This window comes from Streptomyces nogalater, from assembly GCF_039532885.1.
In the GTDB taxonomy this organism is placed as follows: Bacteria; Actinomycetota; Actinomycetes; order Streptomycetales; family Streptomycetaceae; genus Streptomyces; species Streptomyces nogalater.
Genome location: NZ_BAAASM010000061.1, coordinates 1 through 23,064, shown reverse-complemented (window position 1 = coordinate 23,064; position 23,064 = coordinate 1). Strand labels below are relative to the sequence as shown.

At 76.3% G+C, this 23,064-nt stretch carries 7 protein-coding genes; all 7 read left to right on the top strand.

All coding sequences use genetic code 11. From position 1 onward, the window contains the following. The first annotated feature begins 10 nt into the window (after positions 1–10). Positions 11–1,576 (top strand): AMP-binding protein, encoded by a 1,566-nt coding sequence (locus tag ABD350_RS31895; protein WP_344352414.1) that lies wholly within the window; start codon positions 11–13, stop codon positions 1,574–1,576. Continuing rightward, positions 1,573–3,099, top strand: a complete 1,527-nt coding sequence (locus ABD350_RS31890) for a class I adenylate-forming enzyme family protein (protein ID WP_344352413.1) — start codon at positions 1,573–1,575, stop codon at positions 3,097–3,099. The genes ABD350_RS31895 and ABD350_RS31890 overlap by 4 nt, the downstream gene beginning before the upstream one ends. Positions 3,100–3,254: 155 nt before the next feature. Then, positions 3,255–4,466 (top strand): type III PLP-dependent enzyme domain-containing protein, encoded by a 1,212-nt coding sequence (locus ABD350_RS31885; protein WP_344352429.1) that lies wholly within the window; start codon positions 3,255–3,257, stop codon positions 4,464–4,466. Continuing rightward, positions 4,466–4,918 carry a cobalamin B12-binding domain-containing protein gene (locus ABD350_RS31880; protein WP_344352412.1) on the top strand — a complete coding sequence of 151 codons (453 nt, stop codon included), beginning with the start codon at positions 4,466–4,468 and terminating at the stop codon, positions 4,916–4,918. Before ABD350_RS31885 ends, ABD350_RS31880 begins: the two co-directional genes overlap by 1 nt. Further along, a complete protein-coding gene (locus ABD350_RS31875) occupies positions 4,915–6,195 on the top strand; it encodes a methylaspartate mutase (RefSeq protein ID WP_344352411.1) in 1,281 nt (426 codons plus the stop codon). The genes ABD350_RS31880 and ABD350_RS31875 overlap by 4 nt, the downstream gene beginning before the upstream one ends. Before the next feature lie 92 nt (positions 6,196–6,287). After that, positions 6,288–16,982, top strand: a complete 10,695-nt coding sequence (locus tag ABD350_RS31870; protein ID WP_344352410.1) for an SDR family NAD(P)-dependent oxidoreductase — start codon at positions 6,288–6,290, stop codon at positions 16,980–16,982. A gap of 108 nt (positions 16,983–17,090) precedes the next feature. Beyond that, positions 17,091–23,064: SDR family NAD(P)-dependent oxidoreductase (locus ABD350_RS31865; RefSeq protein ID WP_344352409.1), on the top strand; the 5,974-nt coding region annotated here is incomplete at its 3' end.

Below are 23,064 nucleotides of genomic sequence, written 5' to 3'. Positions count from 1 at the left end.
GGGCGGCCCCGTGGACCCCACCCTGGACGGCACGCTGTCCGGCCGGTTCGCGCGCGGCCTGGCCCTCGCCCCGGGCCGGCCCGCGCTGCGCGCCGACGGCGTCGACCTCACCTACCGCGAACTGCACGAACAGGCCCTCGTCCGGGCCGGCTCGCTGCTCGCCGGGCTCCCCGGCCCGCCGCCCGCCGTGGGGGTGCTGGCCGGCAAGGGACCCACGGCGTACGCCACCCTGCTGGCCGGCCTGTACAGCGGCGTCACCGTCGTCCCCCTCCAGCCGGCCTTCCCCGCCGCCCGCACCCGGCGGATGATCGAGGCCGCCGGGGTGGGAGCGCTGATCGCCGACGACGACGCCCTGCCCGCCCTGACCGCGCTGCACGAGGACGGGGTGCGGCTGCCGACGCTGTTCGCACCCGGCGGGCAGCCGATGCCGGCGCTCGCCCTGGACCCGCACAGCGCCCTGAAGGCGCCCCAGCCCACCCGGCCCGGTGACATCGCCTATGTGCTGTTCACCTCCGGCTCCACCGGCCGGCCCAAGGGCGTTCCGGTCACCCACGCCAACACCGCCCACTACTTCCGACTGCTGGACCAGCGCTACGACTTCGGGCCGCACGACGTCTTCTCGCAGACCTTCGACCTCAACTTCGACTGCGCGATGTTCGACCTGTTCTGCGCCTGGGGCGCCGGAGCCGCCGTCGTCCCCGTCCCCGCCCGGGCGTACGCGCGCCTGCCGGAGTTCGTGGCCGCACAGGGCATGACCGTGTGGTTCTCCACGCCCAGCGCGATCCCCCTGGTGCGCCGCACCGGCGGGCTCGCCCCGGGCGCGCTGGGCTCGCTGCGCTGGAGCTTCTTCGCGGGGGAGGCGCTCGGCTGCAAGGACGCCGAGGACTGGGCCGCCGCCGCGCCGGGCGCCGCGCTGGAGAACCTCTACGGCCCCACCGAGCTGACCATCACCATCACCGCGCACCGCTGGACACCGGGCCGCCACCCGAACGGCATGGTGCCCATCGGCGCCGTCCACCCCGGCCACCACACCCTGCTGCTCGACCCGGCCGGCGCGCCCAGCACCGGCGACGAGGGCGAACTGTGCGTCGCCGGCCCCCAGCTGACGCCCGGCTATCTCGACCCGGCCGACGACGCCGGACGGTTCCTGGAGCGCGACGGCCGGCGCTACTACCGCACCGGCGACCGGGTCCGGCGCGCCGGCGACGGCACCTGGCACTACCTGGGCCGCAAGGACGCTCAGGTACAGGTGCGCGGCATCCGGGTGGAACTGGCCGAGGTGGACGCCGCCGCCCGCACCTGCCCCGGCGTCGAGGACGCCGTGACCGTGGCGGTGCCCGTGGACGGCACGGTGGAACTCGCCGTCTTCCACACCGGCGCGCCCGTGCCGCCCGCCCGGCTCGCCCGCCATCTGCGCGAGCTGCTGCCCGCCGCCGTCGTCCCGCGCGCCTACCACCACCTGGACGCCCTCCCGCTCAACGCCAACCGCAAGACCGACCGCAGGAAGCTCGCCTCCCGGGCCGCGGCCATGCAGACCGCCGGAGGCACACACGAAAGGCGGCAGGAGTCGCAGTGAACGGTCAACCGACAGTGCCGGCCCGCACCGACGCCCGGGTGCACGACCTGCTCGACGAGGCCACCGCCGAACGCCCCGACGCCTGGGCGGTGGCCGACGGCACGGGCCGCTGGACGTACCGGGAACTGGCCGCCCACAGCCACGCCGTCGACGCCTGGCTGCGCGCCCGGGGCGTCGGCCACGGCGACCGGGTCCTGGTGCAGCTGCCCAGCACCCGGGAACTCGTCGCGCTGCTGTACGGCACCGCGCGCCGGGGCGCGGTCCTCGTCCCCGTCAACACCGGCATGAAGGACTACCACCTCAGGGCGGTCGTGGAGAACGCCGAGCCCTCGCTGATCGTCGTCGCCGACCCGGCCGCGGACCGGATCGGCGCCCTCGCCGGCGAGGTGCCGGTCCTCGGACTCGGCCCCGCCTGGCGGGAGATCACCGCGCTGCGCGCACGCGAGGTCCGCCCGGCCGAAGTCCCGGTCGACGCCGACGACATCGCCGTCCTCGTCTACACCTCCGGCTCCACCGCCGCACCCAAGGCGGTGATCTGCCCGCACGGCCGGATGGTCTTCGCCACCGAGGCCATCGCCCTGGAACTCGGCTACCGCCCCGACGACGTGGTGTTCTGCCGCTTCCCGATCTCCTGGGACTACGGCCTGTACAAGGTGCTGCTCACCGCCGCCGGCCGCAGCGAACTCGTCCTCGCCGACGGCGAGTCGGACCTGGTGCTGCTGCGCCGCATCCGGGAGACCGGCGCCACCGTCGTCCCGATCGTGCCGTCCCTGGCCACCATGATCTGCGCCCTCGCCGCCCGCGAACCGGCCCGCGAGTCCCGGGTGCGCCTGTTCACCAACACCGGTGCCGCGCTGCCGAAGTCCACCGCCGACGCCCTGCGCACGGCGTTCCCCGGCGCCGAGGTGGTCGTCCAGTTCGGGCAGACCGAGTGCAAACGCGTCTCCGTGCTGCCGCCCGCCTTCCAGGACGCCAAACCCCACTCGGTCGGCCGCCCGCTGCCCGGCACCCGCGCCTTCGCCGTGGACGACGAGGGCCGGCCGCTGCCGCCCTGGCAGACCGGCGAGATCGTGGTCGAGGGACCGCACGTCATGCCCGGCTACTGGCGGGCCCCGGAGCAGACCGCCCGCGCCTTCCGGCCCGCCCCCGGCGGCGGACTGCGGCTGCACACCGGCGACTTCGGCCATGTGGACGAGGACGGATTCCTCTACTACGAGGGCCGCCGCGACGACATGTTCAAACACAAGGGCGTCCGCATGAGCACCACCGAGATCGAGGCCGCCGCCACCGACGTCCCCGGCGTCCGCGCCGCCGCCGTGCTGCCGCCCGCCGAGGACCGGCCCCTCGCGGTGTTCGCCGAGGGCGACATCGACCCGCACACCCTGCTGAAGGAGCTGTCGCTGCGGCTGGAGCCCGCCAAGGTGCCCACCGTGAGCCGGGTCGTCGGTGAACTGCCGCTCACCGCGCACGGCAAGCACGACCGCAAGGCGCTCGCCCGCCTCCTGGAAGGAACCACCGCGTGACCCCCGCCGAACCGGCCGAACGCGACCCCCGCCTGCCCACGACCGAGCCAGCCGAACGAGGCCCCCGCCTGCCCACCACCGAGCAGGCCGAACGCGACCTCCGCCTGTCCGCCGCCGAACCGGCCGGGTGTGACGACCGCGTCACGGTCGCCGGGTTGGCCGGGCGCTTCGGCACTCCGGCCTACGTCTACGACCTGGACCGGGTGGCGGCGGCCCGCGACGACCTGTTCGCCGCGCTGCCCGACGAGGTCGAGGTGTTCTACGCCGCCAAGGCCAACCCGCACCCCGAGCTGCTGCGCGAGCTGCGCGCCGGCGGCTGCCGCGCCGAGATCAGCTCCGTCGGTGAACTCGACGCCGCCTTGCGGGCCGGCTTCCCCGGCGACCGGATCCTGTACACCGGACCCGGCAAGACCACCGAGGAGCTGGCCGAGGCGCTCACCCGGGGCGTCCGCCTGTTCTCCACCGAGTCCCCCGGCGACCTGCGCCGCGTCGGCGAGACCGCGCTGCGGCTCGGCCTCACCGCCGACTGCCTGCTCCGCGTCAACAACGCCACCGGCGCGGCGGCCACCGGCATCCGCATGACCGGCGTGCCCTCGCAGTTCGGCTTCGACAGCGAGACCCTGCCCGCCCTCGCCCCCGAACTGCGCGCGGTCCCCGGCACCCGCGTCGCCGGACTGCACTTCTTCCCGCTGAGCAACGCCAAGGACGAGGCCAGCCTGATCGCCGAGTTCCGGCACACCGTCGCCACCGCCGCCGCCCTCCAGCAGGCCCTCGGCGTCACCTTCCGCTTCCTCGACATCGGCGGCGGATTCGCCGCGCCCTACGCCGTGCAGGGCACCCGCCCCGTCTACCGCGAACTGCGCGACGCCCTCGCCCGCACCCTGGACGAGCACTTCCCCGGCTGGCGCGCCGGCGCTCCCCAGGTCGCCTGCGAGTCGGGCCGCTACCTGGTCGCCGACAGCGGCACCCTGCTCACCTCCGTCGTCAACGTCAAGGACAGCCGCGACCACCGCTACCTCGTCCTCGACGCCGGCATCAACACCTTCGGCGGCATGTCCGGGCTCGGCCGCATCCTGCCCGTGTCCGTCGAACCGCACGAGTCCGTGGGCACCGACGGCACCCCGGCGAGCCTGGCCGGACCGCTGTGCACCCCGGGCGACCTGCTCGGCCGGGGCGTCCCGCTGCCCGCGCTCGCCCCGGGCGACCTGCTCACCGTCCCCAACGCCGGCGCCTACGGCCCCACGGCCAGCCTGCTGATGTTCCTCGGCCGGCCCGCGCCCGCCGAGATCGTCGTACGCGGCGACGGCCTCGTGTCCGTCTCCCGCATCGAGCACACCCGCACCTACGACCACGGACAGGCCCTGTGATGAGCCCCTTCCCGAACGCCCCCGACCCCGGCGACCGGCCCGTGCTGGTGGCCGGCGGCATCTCCGACTCCCACACCTGGAACCTCGTCTACCTCCAGCTCCTCCTGGAGGAGCACGGGCACCGCGTGGTCAACCTCGGCCCCTGCGTCCCCGAGGACCTGCTCATCGCCGAGGCCCTCGCGCACCACCCCGCGCTCATCGTGGTCAGCAGCGTCAACGGCCACGGCTACCACGACGGCATGCGGACCGTCACCCGGCTGCGCGAACACCCCGCCCTCGCCGCGGTGCCCGCCGTCATCGGCGGCAAGCTCGGCATCGCCGGACCCTGCGGCCCCGAGGAGGTGGCCGCGCTGCGCGCCGCCGGGTACGACGCGGTGTTCGACGACAGCGCCGAGGGCGTCGCCGCCTTCCGGCGGATGCTCGGCGCGCTGCCGCAGCGGGCCCTGGTGTGACCGGCGGCGGGTTCGGCGCGTTCGTGCGCCGGGCTCACGACGCCGGCCGTCTCGTGGTGCAGCCCCGGATGGGGATGAGCAGCCCGCGGCGGATGCGGGCCGGGCTGCTCGCCACCCGGGACGCCAGGGCGACCACCGTCGGCACGATCACCCTGGACAGCTACACCCGGGTCGGCGACCTGGAGTCGGCACGCCTGGCCGTCCTGGAGGACGTGGCCCTCAACGGCTACCCGATCGTGAGCCACGACGCGGCCACCACCGCGGCCGTCCTCGACGGGATCCACGGCCCCGGCTTCCCGGTCCAGGTCCGGCACGGCTCCGCCGCCCCCCAGGACATCTTCCGGGCGCTGACGGCCGTGGGGCTCGACGCCTCCGAGGGCGGCCCGGTCTCCTACTGCCTGCCCTACGGCCGGGTCCCGCTGCGCGCGTCCGTCGCCCACTGGGCCACCGCCTGCCGGCTGCTCGCCGCCCGCCGCGAGTCGGGCGCCGAACCGCACCTGGAGACCTTCGGGGGCTGCGTCCTCGGCCAGTTGTGCCCGCCGAGCCTGCTCGTCGCCGTCAGCGTGCTGGAGGCGCTGTTCTTCCACCGGCACGGCATCCGCAGCATTTCCGTCAGTTACGCCCAGCAGACCCATCCGGAACAGGACGCCGAAGCGGTGGCCGCGCTGCGCCGCTTGTGCGCACACCACCTGCCGGACACCGAATGGCATGTCGTCGTCTACGCCTACATGGGGCTGTACCCGGAAACGGAACAGGGCGCCTACCGGCTGCTCGGGAAAGCGGCCGAACTCGCCGTCGGAAGCGGCTCGGAACGGCTCATCGTGAAAACCGTCGCGGAATCCCGTCGCATTCCCACCGTGGCCGAGAACGTCGCCGCCCTGGAATACGCGGCCGAGATCGCCGCCCGCACCCCGCGGACCCCGCTGGACGCCACCGGCACCCAGACCTACGCCGAGGCGTCCGCCCTGGTGAACGCCGTACTGGAGCTGGACGACGACCCCGGTACGGCCCTGCTGGCGGCGTTCGCCGAGGGACGCCTCGACGTGCCCTACTGTCTGCATCCGGACAACGCCGGATTCAGCCGGAGTTATATCGCCGCGGACGGCCGGCTGGCCTGGGCCGACATCGGCAGGATGCCCCTGAACGGCATCGCCGATGTACGTCCGGCCCGCGCGGTCACCGCCGCGGAACTGCTCGATTCCCTGTCGTATGTACGCCGTTCGTTCGACGGACACGACCCCCGGAACACCCGGGCCGTCGAACCCGCCCGCCCCTAGGGGTGGTTAAGGGTGTGGCCTTTCCCGGGCCGTCACTACGGTGTGGAAAAAGGTGAGGAAAACCGGTGTCGGCCGAAAGTGGAGATGCGTGGATGAACGGGCCCGGATCCGACTCAGCTCTGGCACGACGGCTCGCCACGGCCGTACCGTCCCGGCACCGCGCGCTGGTGACCGACCTGGTGCGCACGGCCGTGGCCGAGGCGATCGAGACGGCCCGGCCGGGCACGCCGGCCCCGCTCGACCCGTCCGCCCCGCTCGCCGCGCAGGGGCTCGACTCGCTCGCCGCGGTCGACCTGCACCGGCGGCTGACCGCACGCACCGGCCTGGACCTGCCGGTCGGCCTCGCCTACGACTGCCCGACCGTCCAGGACCTCGCGGCCCGGCTGCTCGCCGAGGTCCACGGCACACCGGACACCCCCGCCGAGCCGGCCGCCGGCCCGGACCCCGGCGAACCGGTCGCCGTCGTCGGCATGGGCTGCCGCTTCCCCGGCGGCATCGACTCGCCCGCCGACCTGTGGCGGCTGCTCACCGAGGGCGGCGAGGTGCTGACCGGCTTCCCCCGAGACCGCGGCTGGGACCTGGACGCCCTCTACCACGAGGACCCCGAGGTCCCCGGCAGCACCTATGTGCGCAGCGGCGGATTCCTCGACACCGCCGCCGAGTTCGACGCCGACTTCTTCGGCATCAGCCCGCGCGAGGCGCTCGGCATGGACCCCCAGCAGCGACTCGTCCTGGAGACCTCCTGGCGGGCCCTGGAGGACGCCGGCATCGACCCCACGGCGCTGCGCGGCACCCCCGCCGGGATGTTCCTGGGCGCCGAGATCCAGGAGTACGGCCCGCGGCTGCACGACGCCCCGGACGGCCTGGACGCCTATCTGCTCGCCGGGAACGCCAACAGCGTCATCTCCGGCCGCGTCGCCTATGTGCTCGGCACCGAGGGCCCCGCGGTCACCGTCGACACCGCCTGCTCCGCCGCCCTGGTCGCCGTGCACCTGGCGTGCCGCTCGCTGAGGCAGGGCGAGTCCTCGCTCGCCCTCGCCGGCGGGGTGGCCGTCATGGGCGGTCCCGGGGTGTTCACCGCCTTCGGCCGGCAGCGGGGCCTCGCCCCCGACGGACGCTGCAAGGCGTTCTCCGCCGCCGCCGACGGCACCGGATTCGCCGAGGGCGTCGGCGTGCTCGTCCTGGAACGGCTCTCCGACGCCCGCCGCAACGGACACCGGGTGCTGGCCCTGGTACGCGGCTCCGCCGTCAACTCCGACGGCGCCTCCAACGGGCTGACCGCGCCCAGCGGCACCGCCCAGCAGCGGCTGATCCGCCGGGCGCTCGCCGACGCCGGTCTCACCGCCGCCGACGTCGACGTGGTCGAGGCGCACGGCACCGGCACCCGGCTCGGCGACCCCATCGAGGCCACCGCGCTGCTCGCCACCTACGGCCAGGACCGGCCCACCGGCGCGCCGCTGCTGCTCGGCTCCGTCAAGTCCAACCTCGGTCACACCCAGGCCGCCGCCGGCGCCGCCGGACTGATCAAGACCATCCTCGCCATGGAGCACGGGCAGGTACCGGCCACGCTCCACGTCGACGCGCCCACCCCGCACGTCGACTGGTCGGCCGGGGCCGTGGAACTCGTCACCGCGCCGCGCGCCTGGCCCGACACCGGCCGGGCCCGGCGGGCCGGGGTCTCCTCGTTCGGCGTCAGCGGCACCAACGCGCACGTCATCCTCGAACAAGGCGAGCCCGAGCCCGAGGCGCCCGGCCCGGACGCCCGCCCCGCCCGGCCCGCCGGGACCCCGCTGCCGTTCGCCCTGTCCGCCCGCGGCGCCGCCGCCCTGCGTGCCCGCGCCGCCGACCTGCTGCCCCTCGCGGACGAGGCCGACCTCCTCGACCTCGCCCATTCGCTGGCCACCACCCGGGCCGCGCTGCCCGACCGGGCCGTCCTCGTCGCCGCCGACCGTGCCGAACTGCGCGCCGCCCTGCACGACCTGGCCTCCGGCACCACCGGGCCCACCGCCCGCGCCGACGGCGAACTCGGCTTCCTGTTCACCGGGCAGGGCAGCCAGCGCCCGGGCATGGGCCGCGAACTCGCCGCCGCCCACCCGGTGTTCGCCGACGCCCTGGACGACATCTGCGCCCACTTCGACCTTCAGCTCGCCCGGCCGCTGAAGGAGATCCTGTTCGCCGCGCCCGGCACCCCCGAGGCCGGGCTGCTGCACCGCACCGAGTACGCGCAGCCCGCCCTGTTCGCCGTCGAAGTCGCCCTGTACCGGCTGCTGGAGAGCTGGGGCCTCACCCCCGACCAGCTCGCCGGGCACTCCGTCGGCGAGATCGCCGCCGCCCATGCCGCGGGCGTCCTCACCCTCCAGGACGCCACGATCCTGGTCGCCGCCCGCGGCCGGCTCATGCAGGCCCTGCCCGAGGGCGGCGCCATGCTCGCCGTACGCGCCGCCGAGGACCAGGTGGCACCCCTGCTCACCGCGCGCACCGGCATCGCCGCCGTCAACGGGCCGAGCGCCGTCACCGTCTCCGGAGCCGCGGCCGACGTGGAGCTGATCGCCGCCGAACTCGCCGCGCGCGGCCACGACACCAAGCGGCTGCGGGTGAGCCACGCCTTCCACTCGCCCTTGATGGAACCGATGCTGGCCGCGTTCCGCCGCATCGCGCACGTCCTGGACTACGCCGAACCGAAACTGCCGGTCGTCTCCACGGTCACCGGCGGCCCCGTCACCGCCGAACTGCGCGACCCCGAGTACTGGGTGGAGCACGTCCGCGCCCGGGTCCGCTTCCACGACGCCGTCCGCTCCATGGCCGACGGCGGGGTCCGCACCTTCCTGGAGGTCGGCCCGGACGCCGTGCTGTCCGCCCTGGGCCCGGACTGCACCGACGTCCCCGGCACCGCGTTCCGGCCGGTGCTGCGGCGCGGACGGCCCGAGCCCCGCGAGGCCCTCACCGCGCTCGCCGCCGCCCACGCCCGGGGCGTCCCCGTCGACTGGCGGCGCCACTTCGCCGGCCTCGGCGGGCGCCGCACCGACCTGCCCGGCTACCCCTTCCAGCGGCGCCGCTTCTGGCTGGAGCAGCGCACCGGCGGCACCGACGCCACCGGCCTCGGCCAGCTCCCCGCCGGACACCCGCTGCTGGCGGCCGTGGTCGCCGTCGGCGCCGAGGGCGTCGTCCTCACCGGCCGGCTCTCCCCCCGCGCCCAGCCCTGGCTCGCCGACCACGTCATCAACGGCCGGATCCTCTTCCCCGGCACCGCCTTCGTCGAACTCGCCCTGCGCGCCGGCGACCACGCCGGCACGGGCACCCTGGAGGAGCTGACCCTCGGCACCCCGCTGGTGCTGCGCGCCGAGGAGGACATCGCCGTACAGGTCGCCGTCGGCGAACCCGACGCCACCGGCCGGCGCACCGTCACCGTCCACAGCCGCGCCGACCGGACAGCACCCTGGACCCGGCACGCCACCGGCGTCCTCACCGCCGCCGCCCCGCCCGCCCCGGCCCCCCTCACCGAGTGGCCGCCGCGCGACGCCCGGCCACTGGACACCACCGCCGTCTACGCCCGGCTCGCCGCCCAGGGCTACGACTACGGGCCCGCCTTCCAGGGGCTGCGCGCCGCCTGGCGGCACGGCGACGACATCTGTGCCGAGGTCGCCCTGCCCGAGGACGCCACCGCCGACGCCGGCGCGTTCGGCCTGCACCCGGCGCTGCTCGACGCCGCGCTGCACGCCGCCGACCTCGACACCCCGCCGCGCCCCGAGGTGCTGGTGCCGTTCGCCTGGACCGGCGTCACCCTGCACGCCAGCGGCGCCACCGCCCTGCGCGTACGGATCACCCACCGGGGCGGCGACACCATCGCCGTGCACCTCGCCGACCCCACCGGCGCCCCGGTGGCCGCCATCGAGGCCCTCACCTCCCGGCCCGTACCGGACCAGGACGTCCTGTACACGGTGCGATGGCAGCCCTGCCCCCGGCCCGCGACCACCGAGCCGCTGCGCACCGCCGTCCTCACCGACCCCGCCGGACCGCTGCCGGCCGGCCCCGCCCCGGACGCCGTCGTGTACCGCGTCCCCGGCGCGGCGGACGCCGACGCCACCCGGGCGCGCGCCCATGTCCACGCCGTCCTCGGGCTGTTGCGGACCTGGCAGACGGACGAACGCCTCGCCGGCACCCGGCTGGTCGTCGTCACCCCGCCCGAAAGCCCCGCCCACGCGGCCGTCCGCGGCCTGGTCCGCTCCGCCCAGGCCGAGAACCCCGGCCGTTACGTCCTGGTCGAGCACGAGGCACTGCCCTCCGAGGCCGACCTGCGCCGCGTCCTCGCCACCGGCGAGCCCGAACTCTCCCTGGCCGACGGCGCGTTCAGCGTGCCCCGGCTGACCGCCCAGCCCCCGGGCGAGGAGTCCGCCGCCGACTGGGGCACGGTGCTCGTCACCGGCGGCACCGGCGGCCTCGGCGCGCTGCTCGCCCGCCACCTGGTGAGCGCCCACGGCGTACGCCGCCTGGTCCTCGCCGGCCGGCGCGGCAGCGCACCCGGCCTGCACGCCGAACTGACCGCCCTGGGCGCCGAGGTGACCGTGGCCGCCTGCGACACGGGCGACCGAGAGGCGCTGCGCCGCCTGCTGGAGCGGCACCCGGTGGACTCCGTCGTCCACGCGGCGGGCACCGTCCACGACGCCGTCGTGGACACCCTCACCGACGCGATGGTGGACGAGGTCTTCCACGCCAAGGCCCTGGGCGCCTGGCACCTGCACGAACTGACCCGGGACCACGGGCTCACCCGCTTCGTGCTGTTCTCCTCCCTGGCCGCCGTCCTCGACGGAGCCGGTCAGGGCAACTACGCCGCCGCCAACGCCTATCTGGACGCCCTCGCCACCCACCGCGCCGCCCTCGGCCTGCCCGCCACCTCCCTCGCCTGGGGCCTGTGGGCCACCGACACCGGCATGGGCGCCGCCCTGGACGACACCGCCCGGGACCGCATCGCCGCCTACGGCCTGCCGGGACTGTCCGCCGCCCGCTCCCTGGAACTGTTCGACACCGCCGTGCGCTCCCGCGCCCCGCACCTGGTGCCCGTGGAGATCGACACCGCCGCCGTGCGCCGCCGGCCCGACGGCGTACCGCCTCTGCTGACCGGACTCGTCCGCCCGGCCGCCCGCCGGGCCACGGCGAGCACCGCCCCCGCCCCGGCCACGGACGGACAGCTCGCCGCGCTGCCCGCCGCCGACCGCGACCGCGCCCTGCTCGACCTGGTCCGCACCGAGGTCGCGGCCGTCCTGCGGCACGACGGGCCGGCCGCCGTCGACCCCGGCCGGGCCTTCACCGACCTCGGCTTCGACTCACTGGCCGCCGTCGAGCTGCGCAACCGGCTGAACACCGCCACCGGGCTGCGGCTGCCCGCCACCCTCGTCTTCGACCACCCCACCTCCCGCGCCCTGGCCGGCCACATCCGCGACACCCTCTTCGGCACCGGCCCACGGGAGGACCCCGCCGCCCCCGCCCGCACCGCCACCGACGACGACCCGGTCGTCATCGTCGGCATGAGCTGCCGCTACCCCGGCCGGGTCCGCTCGCCGGAGGACCTGTGGCGGCTCGTCGCCGACGGCGTCGACGCGGTCGGCGGCTTCCCCACGGACCGCGGCTGGGACACCGAGGCACTGTACGACCCCGAGCCCGGCACCCCCGGCCGCACCTACACCCGCGAGGGCGCCTTCCTGTACGACGCCGCCGAGTTCGACGCCGGCTTCTTCGGCATCGGCCCGCGCGAGGCCACCGCCATGGACCCCCAGCAGCGGCTCCTGCTGGAGGTGTCCTGGGAGGCCCTGGAGCGCTCCGCCATCGACCCGCACCGGCTGCGCGGCTCCCGCACCGGCGTGTTCGCCGGCGTCATGTACCACGACTACGGCACCTGGCTCGCCGAGGTCCCCGAGGACCTCGCCGCCTACCTCGGCAACGGCAGCCTCGGCAGCGTCGTCTCCGGCCGGGTCGCCTACGCCCTCGGCCTGGAGGGGCCGGCCGTCACCGTCGACACCGCCTGCTCCTCCTCGCTGGTCACCCTGCACCTGGCCGCCCAGGCGCTGCGCCAGGGCGAGTGCGACCTCGCCCTGGTCGGCGGCGTCACCGTCATGTCGACACCGGACACCTTCGTGGACTTCGCCCGGCAGCGCGGACTGGCCGCCGACGGCCGCTGCAAGTCCTTCGCCGACGGCGCCGACGGCACCGGCTGGGGCGAGGGCGCCGGCGTGCTCGTCGTGGAACGGCTCTCCGACGCCCGCCGCCACGGGCATCGGGTGCTGGCCCTGGTACGCGGCTCCGCCGTCAACTCCGACGGCGCCTCCAACGGCCTCACCGCCCCCAACGGCCCCTCCCAGCAGCGCGTCATCCGCGCCGCGCTCACCGCCGCCGGGCTCACCCCGGCCGACGTGGACGCCGTGGAGGCACACGGCACGGGCACCACCCTGGGCGACCCGATCGAGGCGCAGGCCCTGCTCGCCACCTACGGCCAGGACCGCGACCAGCCGCTGTGGCTGGGCTCCGTGAAGTCCAACATGGGGCACACCCAGGCAGCCGCCGGGGTCGCCGGTGTCATCAAGATGGTCATGGCGATGCGGCACGGCGTCCTGCCCCGGACCCTGCACGTGGACAAGCCGTCGACCCAGGTCGACTGGAGCGCCGGCGCCGTGGAACTGCTCACCGAGCAGCGCCCGTGGCCCGCCACCGGGCGGGTCCGCCGGGCCGGGGTGTCCTCCTTCGGGATCAGCGGCACCAACGCCCATGTGATCCTGGAGGAGTTCCCCGAACCCGAGCCCGCCGAACCGGACCCCGCCACCGCCCCGCCGGTGCCCGTCCTCCCGGTCTCCGCCCGCTCACCCGAGGCCCTGCGCGGCCAGGCCCGGCGGCTCCTTGAGCTGACCGGCACCGCCCCCGCCGACCTCGGGGCGGCCCTGGCCACCACCCGCGCCGGCCACCCGTACCGCGCCGTCCTCCTCGCCACCGGCGACGACCAGGTCGCCACCGCCCTGCACGCCCTCGCCCACGGCACCGAGGCACCCGGGCTGCTCGTCACCGGCTCCGCCACCGACGTCGGCCTGGCCTACCTGTTCTCCGGCCAGGGCGCCCAGCGCCCCGGCATGGGCCGCGCCTGGTACGACGCCTTCCCCGTCTACGCCGAACACTTCGACCGGGTCGCCGCGCTCTTCGACAAGCACCTCGAACGGCCCCTCGCCGAGGTCGTCCTCGGCGACGACGCCGACACCCTGGAGCAGACCGCCTACACCCAGGCCGCCCTGTTCACCACCCAAGTGGCCCTCTACCGGCTGCTGGAGTCCTTCGGGCTGCGCCCCGACCGGCTGGCCGGGCACTCCGTCGGCGAGTTCGCCGCCGCGTACGTCGCGGGCGTGTGGTCGCTGCCGGACGCCGTCACCGCCGTCGCCGCCCGCGGCCGGCTCATGCAGGCACTGCCCGAGGGCGGCGCGATGGCCGCCGTCCAGGCCTCCGAGGAGGAGGTCGCCGCGCTGGTGGACGGCGAGCGGTGCGCGATCGCCGCCGTCAACGGCCCCCGGGCCGTGGTCGTCTCCGGCGACGAGGACGCCGTCGCCGAGGTCGCCGCGCACTTCGCCGGCGCCCGCCGGCTGCGCGTCTCGCACGCCTTCCACTCGCCCCGCATGACACCCATGCTCGCCGCCTTCCGGGACGTCATGGCCGGCCTGCCGGCCGCCGAACCGGCCCTGCCGGTCGTCTCCACCCTCACCGGCGCCCCGGCCACCGCCGCCGACCTCGGCTCCGCCGACTACTGGATGCGGCACGTACGGGAGACGGTCCGCTTCGCCGACGCGGTCGCCACGCTGGCCGCGCAGGGCACCGGCACCTTCCTGGAACTGGGCGCCGCGCCCGTGCTCACCGCCCTGGGCCCCGACTGCCTGCCGGACGCCGAGGACACCGTCTTCGTCCCCGCCGCCCGCAAGGACACCGCCGAACTGCCCGGCCTGCTCGCCGCCCTGGCCGCCGTCCACACCCGGGGCTTCGACGTCGACTGGGCCGCGCTGTACGAGAACTACCCGGGCCGCCCGGTCGACCTGCCCACGTACGCCTTCGAACACCGCCGGTACTGGCTGCCCACGCCCGCCGTCACCGCCGGCGACGCCGCCGGACACGGGCTCGCCGCCGCCGGACACCCGCTGGTCAGCGCCCGCCTGGACCTGCCCGGCGACGCCGGGGTGCTGCTCACCGGCCGGATCTCCACCGCCACCCACCCGGTCCTGGCCGAGCACGCGGTCCTGGGCACGGTCCTGGTGCCCGGCGCCGCCCTGGTCGACCTCGCCCTGCACGCCGGACGGCTGACCGGCCGTCCCGCCGTGGAGGAGCTGACCCTGCACGCCCCGCTGGCGCTGCCCCGGGACACCGCCGTACACCTCCAGGTCGCCGCCCGCGCCGACGGCACCGTGGACATCCACTCCCGCGCCGAGCACGCCCCCGCCGACGAGGGCTGGACCCACCACGCCACCGGCACCCTCACCGACCCCGGTGCCGTACCCACGCCCGCACCCGCGTCCGGTGCCTGGCCACCGCCCGGTGCCACCCCGCTCGACACCGGCGGTCTCTACCCGCGCCTGCACACCGAGGGCTACGACTACGGCCCCGTCTTCCAAGGCGTCCGGGCCGCCTGGCGGGACGGCGACACCCTCCTCGCCGACCTCGAACTGCCCGCCCGGGCCGCCCAGGACGCCGCCCGGCACGTCCTGCACCCCGCGCTGCTGGACTCCGCCCTGCACCTCACCTCCCTGCTCGACGGCGAACCGGCGCCCGACGGGCCGTCCGACGGCATCGCCCTGCCCTTCGCCTGGGCCGGGGTCACCGCGCACGCCCAGGCGTCCGTCACCGCCCGCGTCCGGGTCACCCCCGGCCCCGACGGCACCCGCATCGAGCTGACGGACACCGACGGCCGGCCCCTGGCCACCGTCGCCTCCTACGTCACCCGGCCCTACGCCGCCGACCGGCTCACCCGGCGCAGCCGCCACCTCTACGCCGTCACCGACACCCCCCTGCCCGAGACCGCCGGGCGCCCCGACCGCCGTAGCTGGGCGGTCCTCGGCGACGACGACCTCGGCCTCGGCGCCCCCGTCCACCCCGGCCTGGACGCACTCGGCGCCACCGCGCCCGACGTGGTGATCCTGCCCGTCACCGCATCCGGCACCGAAGACGTGCCCGGCGCCGTGCGCGGCGCGCTCGGCCGCACCCTGGAGGTCCTCCAGGCCTGGACGGCCGGTGACCGGTACGCCGGCTCGGTGCTCGTGGTCCTCACCGGCGGCTCGCTCGTCGACGCGGCGGTGCACGGACTGGTGCGGGCCGCGCAGGCCGAGGACCCCGGCCGGATCCTGCTCGTCACCCGGGCCGCACCCGACGGCCCCGTACCCGACCGGGCCGCCCTCGCCGCCCTCCTCGACTCCGGGGAACCCGAGGTCCGCTGGCGGGACGGCACGGCCCACGCGCCCCGCCTGGTCCGCGCCGACGACACCGAGGGCACGGACCGCCCGTGGGGCACCGTCCTGGTCACCGGCGGCACCGGCGGACTCGGCGCCCTGGTCGCCCGCCACCTGGCCGCCCGGCACGGCGTCACCCGCCTGGTGCTGACCAGCCGCCGCGGACCCGAGGCGCCCGGCGCCGCCGCGCTGCGCGCCGGCCTCGCGGACCTCGGTGCCGAAGCCGACATCGTCGCCTGCGACGCGGCCGACCGCGACGCGCTCGCCGCCCTGCTCGCCGCGCACCCCGTCGACAGCGTCGTGCACACCGCCGGCGTCCTGGACGACGCCCTGATCGGCTCGCTGACCCCGGCACGGCTGGACACCGTCCTGCGGCCCAAGGCGGACGCCGCCTGGCACCTGCACGACCTGACCCGGGAGCGGGAACTCGCCCACTTCGTGCTGTTCTCCTCGGCCGCCGGCACCCTCGACGGCTCCGGGCAGGGCAACTACGCCGCCGCCAACGCCTTCCTGGACGCCCTCGCCGCCCACCGCGCCGCCCTGGGCCTGCCCGCCACCTCCCTCGCCTGGGGCCTGTGGTCCGGCGGCGGCATGGGCGCCACGCTCGACAAGGCCGGCGTCCAGCGCATCGAACGCACCGGCATCGGCGCGCTCGACCCGGACGAGGCACTGGAGCTGTTCGACGCCGCCGTGGCCGCCGACGCCCCCGCCCTGGTCCCGGTACGGCTGGACACCGCCGCCCTGCGCCGCCGCGCCGGCGAGGTCCCGGCCGTGCTGCGGACCCTGGCCGGCGCCCCCGCCCGCCCGGACCGCGCCGGCCACGCCCGCACCCTCGGCGAACGACTGGCCAAGCTGCCCGCCGCCGACCACGAACACACCGTGCTGGAAACGGTCCGCACCGAGGTGGCCGCCGTCCTCGGCCACCCCGGACCCGCCGCCGTCGAACCCCGCCGCTCCTTCACCGAGCTGGGCTTCGACTCCCTCGCCGCCGTGGAACTGCGCAACCGTCTGGGCACGGCCAGCGGACTGCGCCTGCCCTCCACCCTCGTCTTCGACTACGCCACCCCCGCCGCCCTCGCCGGCCACCTCCTCCAACGGCTGCGGCCGGAGCCCGAGCCGGCCGCCCCCGGCGACGACGACGAGGTGCGCGCCCTGATCTCCCGTATCCCCGTCGCCCGCCTGCGCGCCGCCGGACTGCTCGACAGCCTGCTGAAGCTGTCCGAGCCCGCCGCGCGGCCCGCCCCCGCCGAACCGGCCCGGGACATCAGGACCATGGCCGTGGCCGACCTGGTGCGCGCCGCCCTGGACCGCACCGCCCCCCAGTGACCACCCCCGGTGCCGGACGACGCGCCGCGTCCGGCTCCGGGCCACCCGTACCGGCGCACCCGCACCGCGTCACCAGCGCCGCCGAGCCAGCAGGGAGCGACACCGACCGTGGACACATCCGTCGAGCAGATCGTCGAGGCGCTGCGCGAGTCGTTGCTAGAGAACGAGCGGCTGCGCCGGCAGAACGAACGGATCACCGAGGCGGCGCACGAGCCCGTGGCGATCGTCGCCATGAGCTGCCGCTACCCCGGCGGCGTCCAGACCCCCGAGCAGCTGTGGCAGCTGGTCGACGCGGGCACGGACGCCGTCGGCGACTTCCCCGACGACCGGGGCTGGGACGTCGAGGGCATCTACGACCCCGACCCCGACGCCCCCGGCCGCACCCATGTCCGCGAGGGCGGGTTCCTGTACGACGCGGCCCGATTCGACCCCGGGTTCTTCGGCATCAGCCCGCGCGAGGCCCTCGCCATGGACCCGCAGCAGCGGCTGCTGCTGGAGACCGCCTGGGAGGCCTTCGAACGCGCCGGCATCGACCCGCACACCCTCAAGGGCAGCCGCACCGGCATCTACGCGGGCGTCATGTACCACGACTACGGCAGCTGGCTCACCGAGGTCCCGGAGGGCGTCGAGGGCTACCTCGGCAACGGCAACCTCGGCAGCGTCGCCTCCGGCCGCGTCTCCTACCTCCTCGGCCTGGAAGGGCCCGCCGTCACCGTCGACACCGCCTGCTCCTCCTCCCTCGTCGCCCTCCACCTCGCCGTACAGGCCCTGCGCACCGGCGAGTGCACCCTCGCCCTGGCCGGCGGCGTGACCGTGATGTCCACCCCGGACACCTTCATCGACTTCTCCCGCCAGCGCGGCCTCGCCCTCGACGGCCGCTGCAAGTCCTTCGCCGACGGCGCCGACGGCACCGGCTGGGGCGAGGGCGCCGGACTGCTCCTGCTGGAACGGCTCTCCGACGCCCGCCGCAACGGCCACCGCGTGCTGGCCGTCGTGCGCGGCTCCGCCGTCAACCAGGACGGCGCCTCCAACGGCCTGACCGCCCCCAACGGCCCGTCCCAGCAGCGCGTCATCCGCGCCGCCCTCGCCGATGCCGGCCTGGAAGCCCACCAGGTGCACGCCGTCGAGGCCCACGGCACCGGCACCCCGCTCGGCGACCCCATCGAGGCCCAGGCCCTGCTGGCCACCTACGGCCAGGACCGCGCCGAGCCGCTCTGGCTGGGCTCGGTGAAGTCCAACATCGGGCACACCCAGGCCGCCGCCGGCGTCGCCGGCGTCATCAAGATGGTGATGGCCATGCGGCACGGCCGGCTCCCCAGGACCCTGCACGCCGACCGCCCCACCACCCAGGTCGACTGGGAGGCGGGCGCCGTCGAACTGCTCCGCGAGGCCCGGGACTGGCCCGCCGACGGCGAGCCCCGCCGCGCCGCCGTCTCCTCCTTCGGCATCAGCGGCACCAACGCCCACGTCATCGTCGAGGCCGCCCCCGAGACCGAGCCCCGCGCCGCGGAGCCCTCCTGGACCGGCCCGCTCCCACTGGTGCTCTCCGGCAACGGCCCCCAGGGCCTGGCCGGCCAGGCCCGCCGCCTCCTCGACCACCTCGCCACCGGCACCGACCCCGTCCCCGACATCGCCCACACCCTCGCCACCGGGCGCGCCGCGCTGGACGAACGGGCCGTCGTCACCGCCTCCCGCCTGCCCGCCCTCACCGCCGGGCTGACCGCCCTCGCCGAAGGCGACGACACCGCGCCGAACGTGGTGCGCGGCCGGCCCGCGGGGGAGTCCCGCATCGCCTTCGTCTTCCCCGGCCAGGGCTCCCAGTGGGCCGGCATGGCCGCCGAACTCCTCGACACCTCACCGGTGTTCGCCGCCCGCATGGCCGACTGCGCCACGGCCCTCGCCCCCGTCACCGACTGGGACCTCATCGAGACCGTACGGGCCCGGCGGCCACTGGAGCGCGTGGACGTCGTCCAGCCCGTGCTGTGGGCCGTCATGGTGTCCCTCGCCGAGGTGTGGCGCGCCCACGGCATCCGGCCCGCCGCCGTCGTCGGCCACTCCCAGGGCGAGATCGCCGCCGCCTGCGTGGCCGGCGCGCTCACCCTCGCCGACGGCGCCCGCGTCGTGGCCCTGCGCAGCCGGGCCATCGCCCGTGAACTCTCCGGCCGCGGCGGCATGATGTCGGTCGCCCTGCCCGAGGCCCGGGTGCGCGACCTCCTCACCCCCTACGACGGCCGGGTCTCGGTGGCCGCCGTCAACGGCGCCTCGTCCGTGGTGCTGTCCGGCGACGCCGACGCCCTCGACGCCCTCCGCGAGACCATCGTGGCCGGCGGCCACCGCGCCAAGCGGCTCCCCGTGGACTACGCCTCGCACTCCGCGCACGTCGAGACGGTCCGGGAGCGGCTGCTGACCGACCTGGCGGACATACGGCCCCGGCCCGCCGAGGTGCCGTTCTACTCCACCGTCACCGGCGCCCGCCTCGACACCACCGGCCTGGACGCCGAGTACTGGTACACCAACCTCCGGCAGACCGTGCTGTTCGAACCGGCCACCCGGACCCTGCTCGACGCCGGATACGGGGTGTTCGTCGAGTGCAGCCCGCACCCCGTGCTGCTGCACGGCATCGAGGAGACCGCCGACACCGCCGACACCGGCATCACCGCCCTCGGCTCCCTGCACCGCGACGACGGCGGCCCCGAGCGTGTGCTCACCGCCCTCGGCGAGGCCTTCGTCGCCGGCCTCCCGGTCGACTGGGCACCCGTCTTCGACGGCCTGCCGGTCCGCCCCGCCGACCTGCCCACCTACGCCTTCCAGCGCGAACGGTACTGGCTGGACCGGTCCGCCGGCGCCGGTGACGTCACCGCCGCCGGACTCCAGCGCACCGGCCACCCCCTGCTCGGCGCCGCCGTCCCGGTCGCCGAGGGCGGCACCGTGTTCACCGGCCGGCTCGCCACCGCCACCACGCCCTGGCTGGCCGACCACGCGGTGTCCGGCACCCCCTTGCTGCCCGGCACCGCCCTGGTCGAGCTGGCCCTCGGCGCCGGCCACCGGCTCGGCTGCGAGCACCTGGCCGAACTCACCCTCCAGGCACCGCTGACGCTGCCCGAACGGGGCGCCGTCCAGCTCCAGCTGCACGTGGCCGCCGCCGACGACACCGGACACCGCGCGCTGACCGTCCACTCCCGCCCCGAGGGCGCCGACGACACCGCCTGGACCCGGCACGCCACCGGCCTGCTCGCCCCCGCCGCCGGCGCGCCCGCCTTCGACCTCACCGCCTGGCCGCCCCCGGGCGCGCGGCCCGTACCGGCCGAGGACGCCTACGACCGCCTGGCCGCCCTCGGCTACGACTACGGGCCCGCCTTCCAGGGACTGCGCGCCCTCTGGCGACGCGGCGAGGAGACCTTCGCCGAAGTCGAACTCCCCGTGGACGCCGGGACGTTCGCCCTGCACCCGGCCCTGTTCGACGCCGCGCTGCACGCCGACGTTCTCACCGCCGACGGCCAGGACACCGCCCGGCTGCCCTTCTCCTGGACCGGGGTCTCGCTGTACGCGGCCGGCGCCACCGCCCTGCGGGTACGGCTGCACGGCACCGCGGACACCCTCGCCCTCCAGCTCGCCGACCCCACGGGCGCCCCGGTCGCCGCGGTCGAGGCCCTGGTCTCCCGGCCCGTCGACCCGGCCGCGCTCGCCTCCGCCGCCCGCACCGACGCCCTGTACCGGCTGGACTGGCCGGCCCTGCCCCTCCCCGAGGCGCCCGCGCCCGAGTACGCCGTCCTGGACGAACGGGGCCCGGCCGCGCTGGAGACCCTACCCGCCTGGGCGGTGCTGCCCGCCGGCGGCGACGGCCCGGGCACCGGCACCCACCGGGCGGCCGCGCGCGTGCTGACCGCCGTACAGGAGTGGCTGGCCGACGAACGCACCGCCTCCGCCCGGCTGCTGGTCCTCACCCGGGGCGCCGTGGCGGCGGGGGAGGAGGACGTCACCGACCTGGCGGGCGCCGCCGTGTGGGGACTGGTCCGGGCGGCACAGGGGGAGCATCCGGGGCGGTTCGTGCTCGTGGACACCGACACCGGTACCGAGAGCGCCGTAGCCGCCGCCGCGGCCACCGGGGAACCCCAGCTCGCCCTGCGCGACGGCACCGTGCGGGTGCCCCGGCTCGCCCGCGCCACCCCGCGAGGGCAGGCGCCGGCCCTCGACCCGGAGGGCACCGTACTGATCACCGGCGGCACCGGTGTGCTCGGCGCCCTGGTCGCCCGGCACCTGGTCGCCGAGCACGGTGTGCGCCGCCTGGTGCTGGCCGGCCGCAGCGGCACCGCCGCCGACGACTTCGCCGGCCTGGACGCGGAGATCGTCGTCGCCCGCTGCGACGCCGCCGACCGGGAGCAACTGGCCCGGCTCCTGGACGGGATACCGCCAAAGCGCCCGCTGACCGCCGTCGTCCACCTCGCCGGCGTCCTGGACGACGGCCTGGTGACCGACCAGACGAGCGAGCGCCTGGCCGCCGTACTGCGGCCCAAGGCCGACGCCGCCTGGCACCTGCACGAGCTGACCCGCGACCTCGGCCTCGCCGCGTTCGTGCTGTTCTCCTCCGCCGCCGGCACGGTCGACGGCACCGGCCAGTCCGGCTACGCCGCCGCCAACGCCTTCCTCGACGCACTGGCCGCCCACCGCCACCGGCACGGACTGCCCGCGCACTCGCTGGCCTGGGGCTTCTGGGAGCGGCGCACCGGACTGACCGCCCACCTCACCGACGCCGACGTGGCCCGCATGGCCCGCTCCGGCGTCCGCCCGCTGGCCACCGAGGAGGGCCTGCGCCTGCTCGACGCCGCCCTGGGCGCCGCCGAACCGCTGCTGCTCCCGGTCGGCCTGGACCTGGCCGTCCTGCGCCGGGCCACGGAGGTGCCGGCCGTGCTGCGCGGCCTGGTGCCCGCCCGCGCCCGCCGCACCGCCGCCGGCCGCGCGGACTCCGCCCCGCTCGCCGGCCGGCTCGCCGCCCTCGGCCCCGCCGAACGCGACGCGGCCCTCATGGAACTGGTCCGCACCCATGTCGCCGCCGTCCTCGGGCACGGCAGCGACATGACGCTGGATCCGCGCCGTTCCTTCCGCGAGTCCGGCTTCGACTCGCTGACCGCGGTGGAACTGCGCAACCGGCTGGGCGCCGCGGTCGGCCTGCGCCTGCCCGCCACCCTGGTCTTCGACTACCCGGACGCGGGCGCGCTCGTCGCCCACCTGAGGACGGAACTGTTCGGCGCGCGGGACGAGGCCGCCGCCGACGTCACCGTGCGGGAGGCGGACGAGCCGGTCGCCATCGTCGCCATGGCCTGCCGCTACCCCGGCGGCGTCGCCACCCCCGAGGAGCTGTGGCGGCTGCTGGCCGACGGTGGCGACGGCATCGGCGCCTTCCCCGCCGACCGCGGCTGGGACCTGGACGGCCTGTACGATCCGGAGCCCGGCAAGGCCGGCCACTCCTCCACCCGGTCCGGCGGATTCCTGTACGACGCCGCCGACTTCGACCCCGACTTCTTCGGTATCGGCCCGCGCGAGGCCCTGGCCATGGACCCGCAGCAGCGGCTGCTGCTGGAGACCTCCTGGGAGGCGCTGGAGCGGGCCGGCATCGACCCGCACTCCGTGCGCGGCAGCCGCACCGGCGTGTTCGCGGGCGTCATGTACCACGACTACGGCAGCCGGCTGCGCCGCGTCCCCGAAGCCGTGCGCGACCACCTCGGCAACGGCAGCCTGGGCAGCGTGGCCTCCGGCCGGGTCGCCTACGCCCTGGGCCTGGAGGGCCCGACGCTCACCGTCGACACGGCGTGCTCGTCGTCCCTGGTGGCGCTGCACCTGGCCGCGCAGGCGCTGCGGCAGGGCGAGTGCACGCTGGCGCTGGCCGGCGGGGTGTCCGTGATGTCGACCGTCGACACGTTCGTGGACTTCAGCAGGCAGCGCAACCTGGCCGCCGACGGTCACGCCAAGTCCTTCGCCGACGCGGCGGACGGCACGGCCCTGTCCGAGGGCGCCGGCATGCTGGTGCTGGAGCGGCTGTCGGACGCCCGGCGCAACGGGCATCCGGTGCTGGCCGTACTGCGGG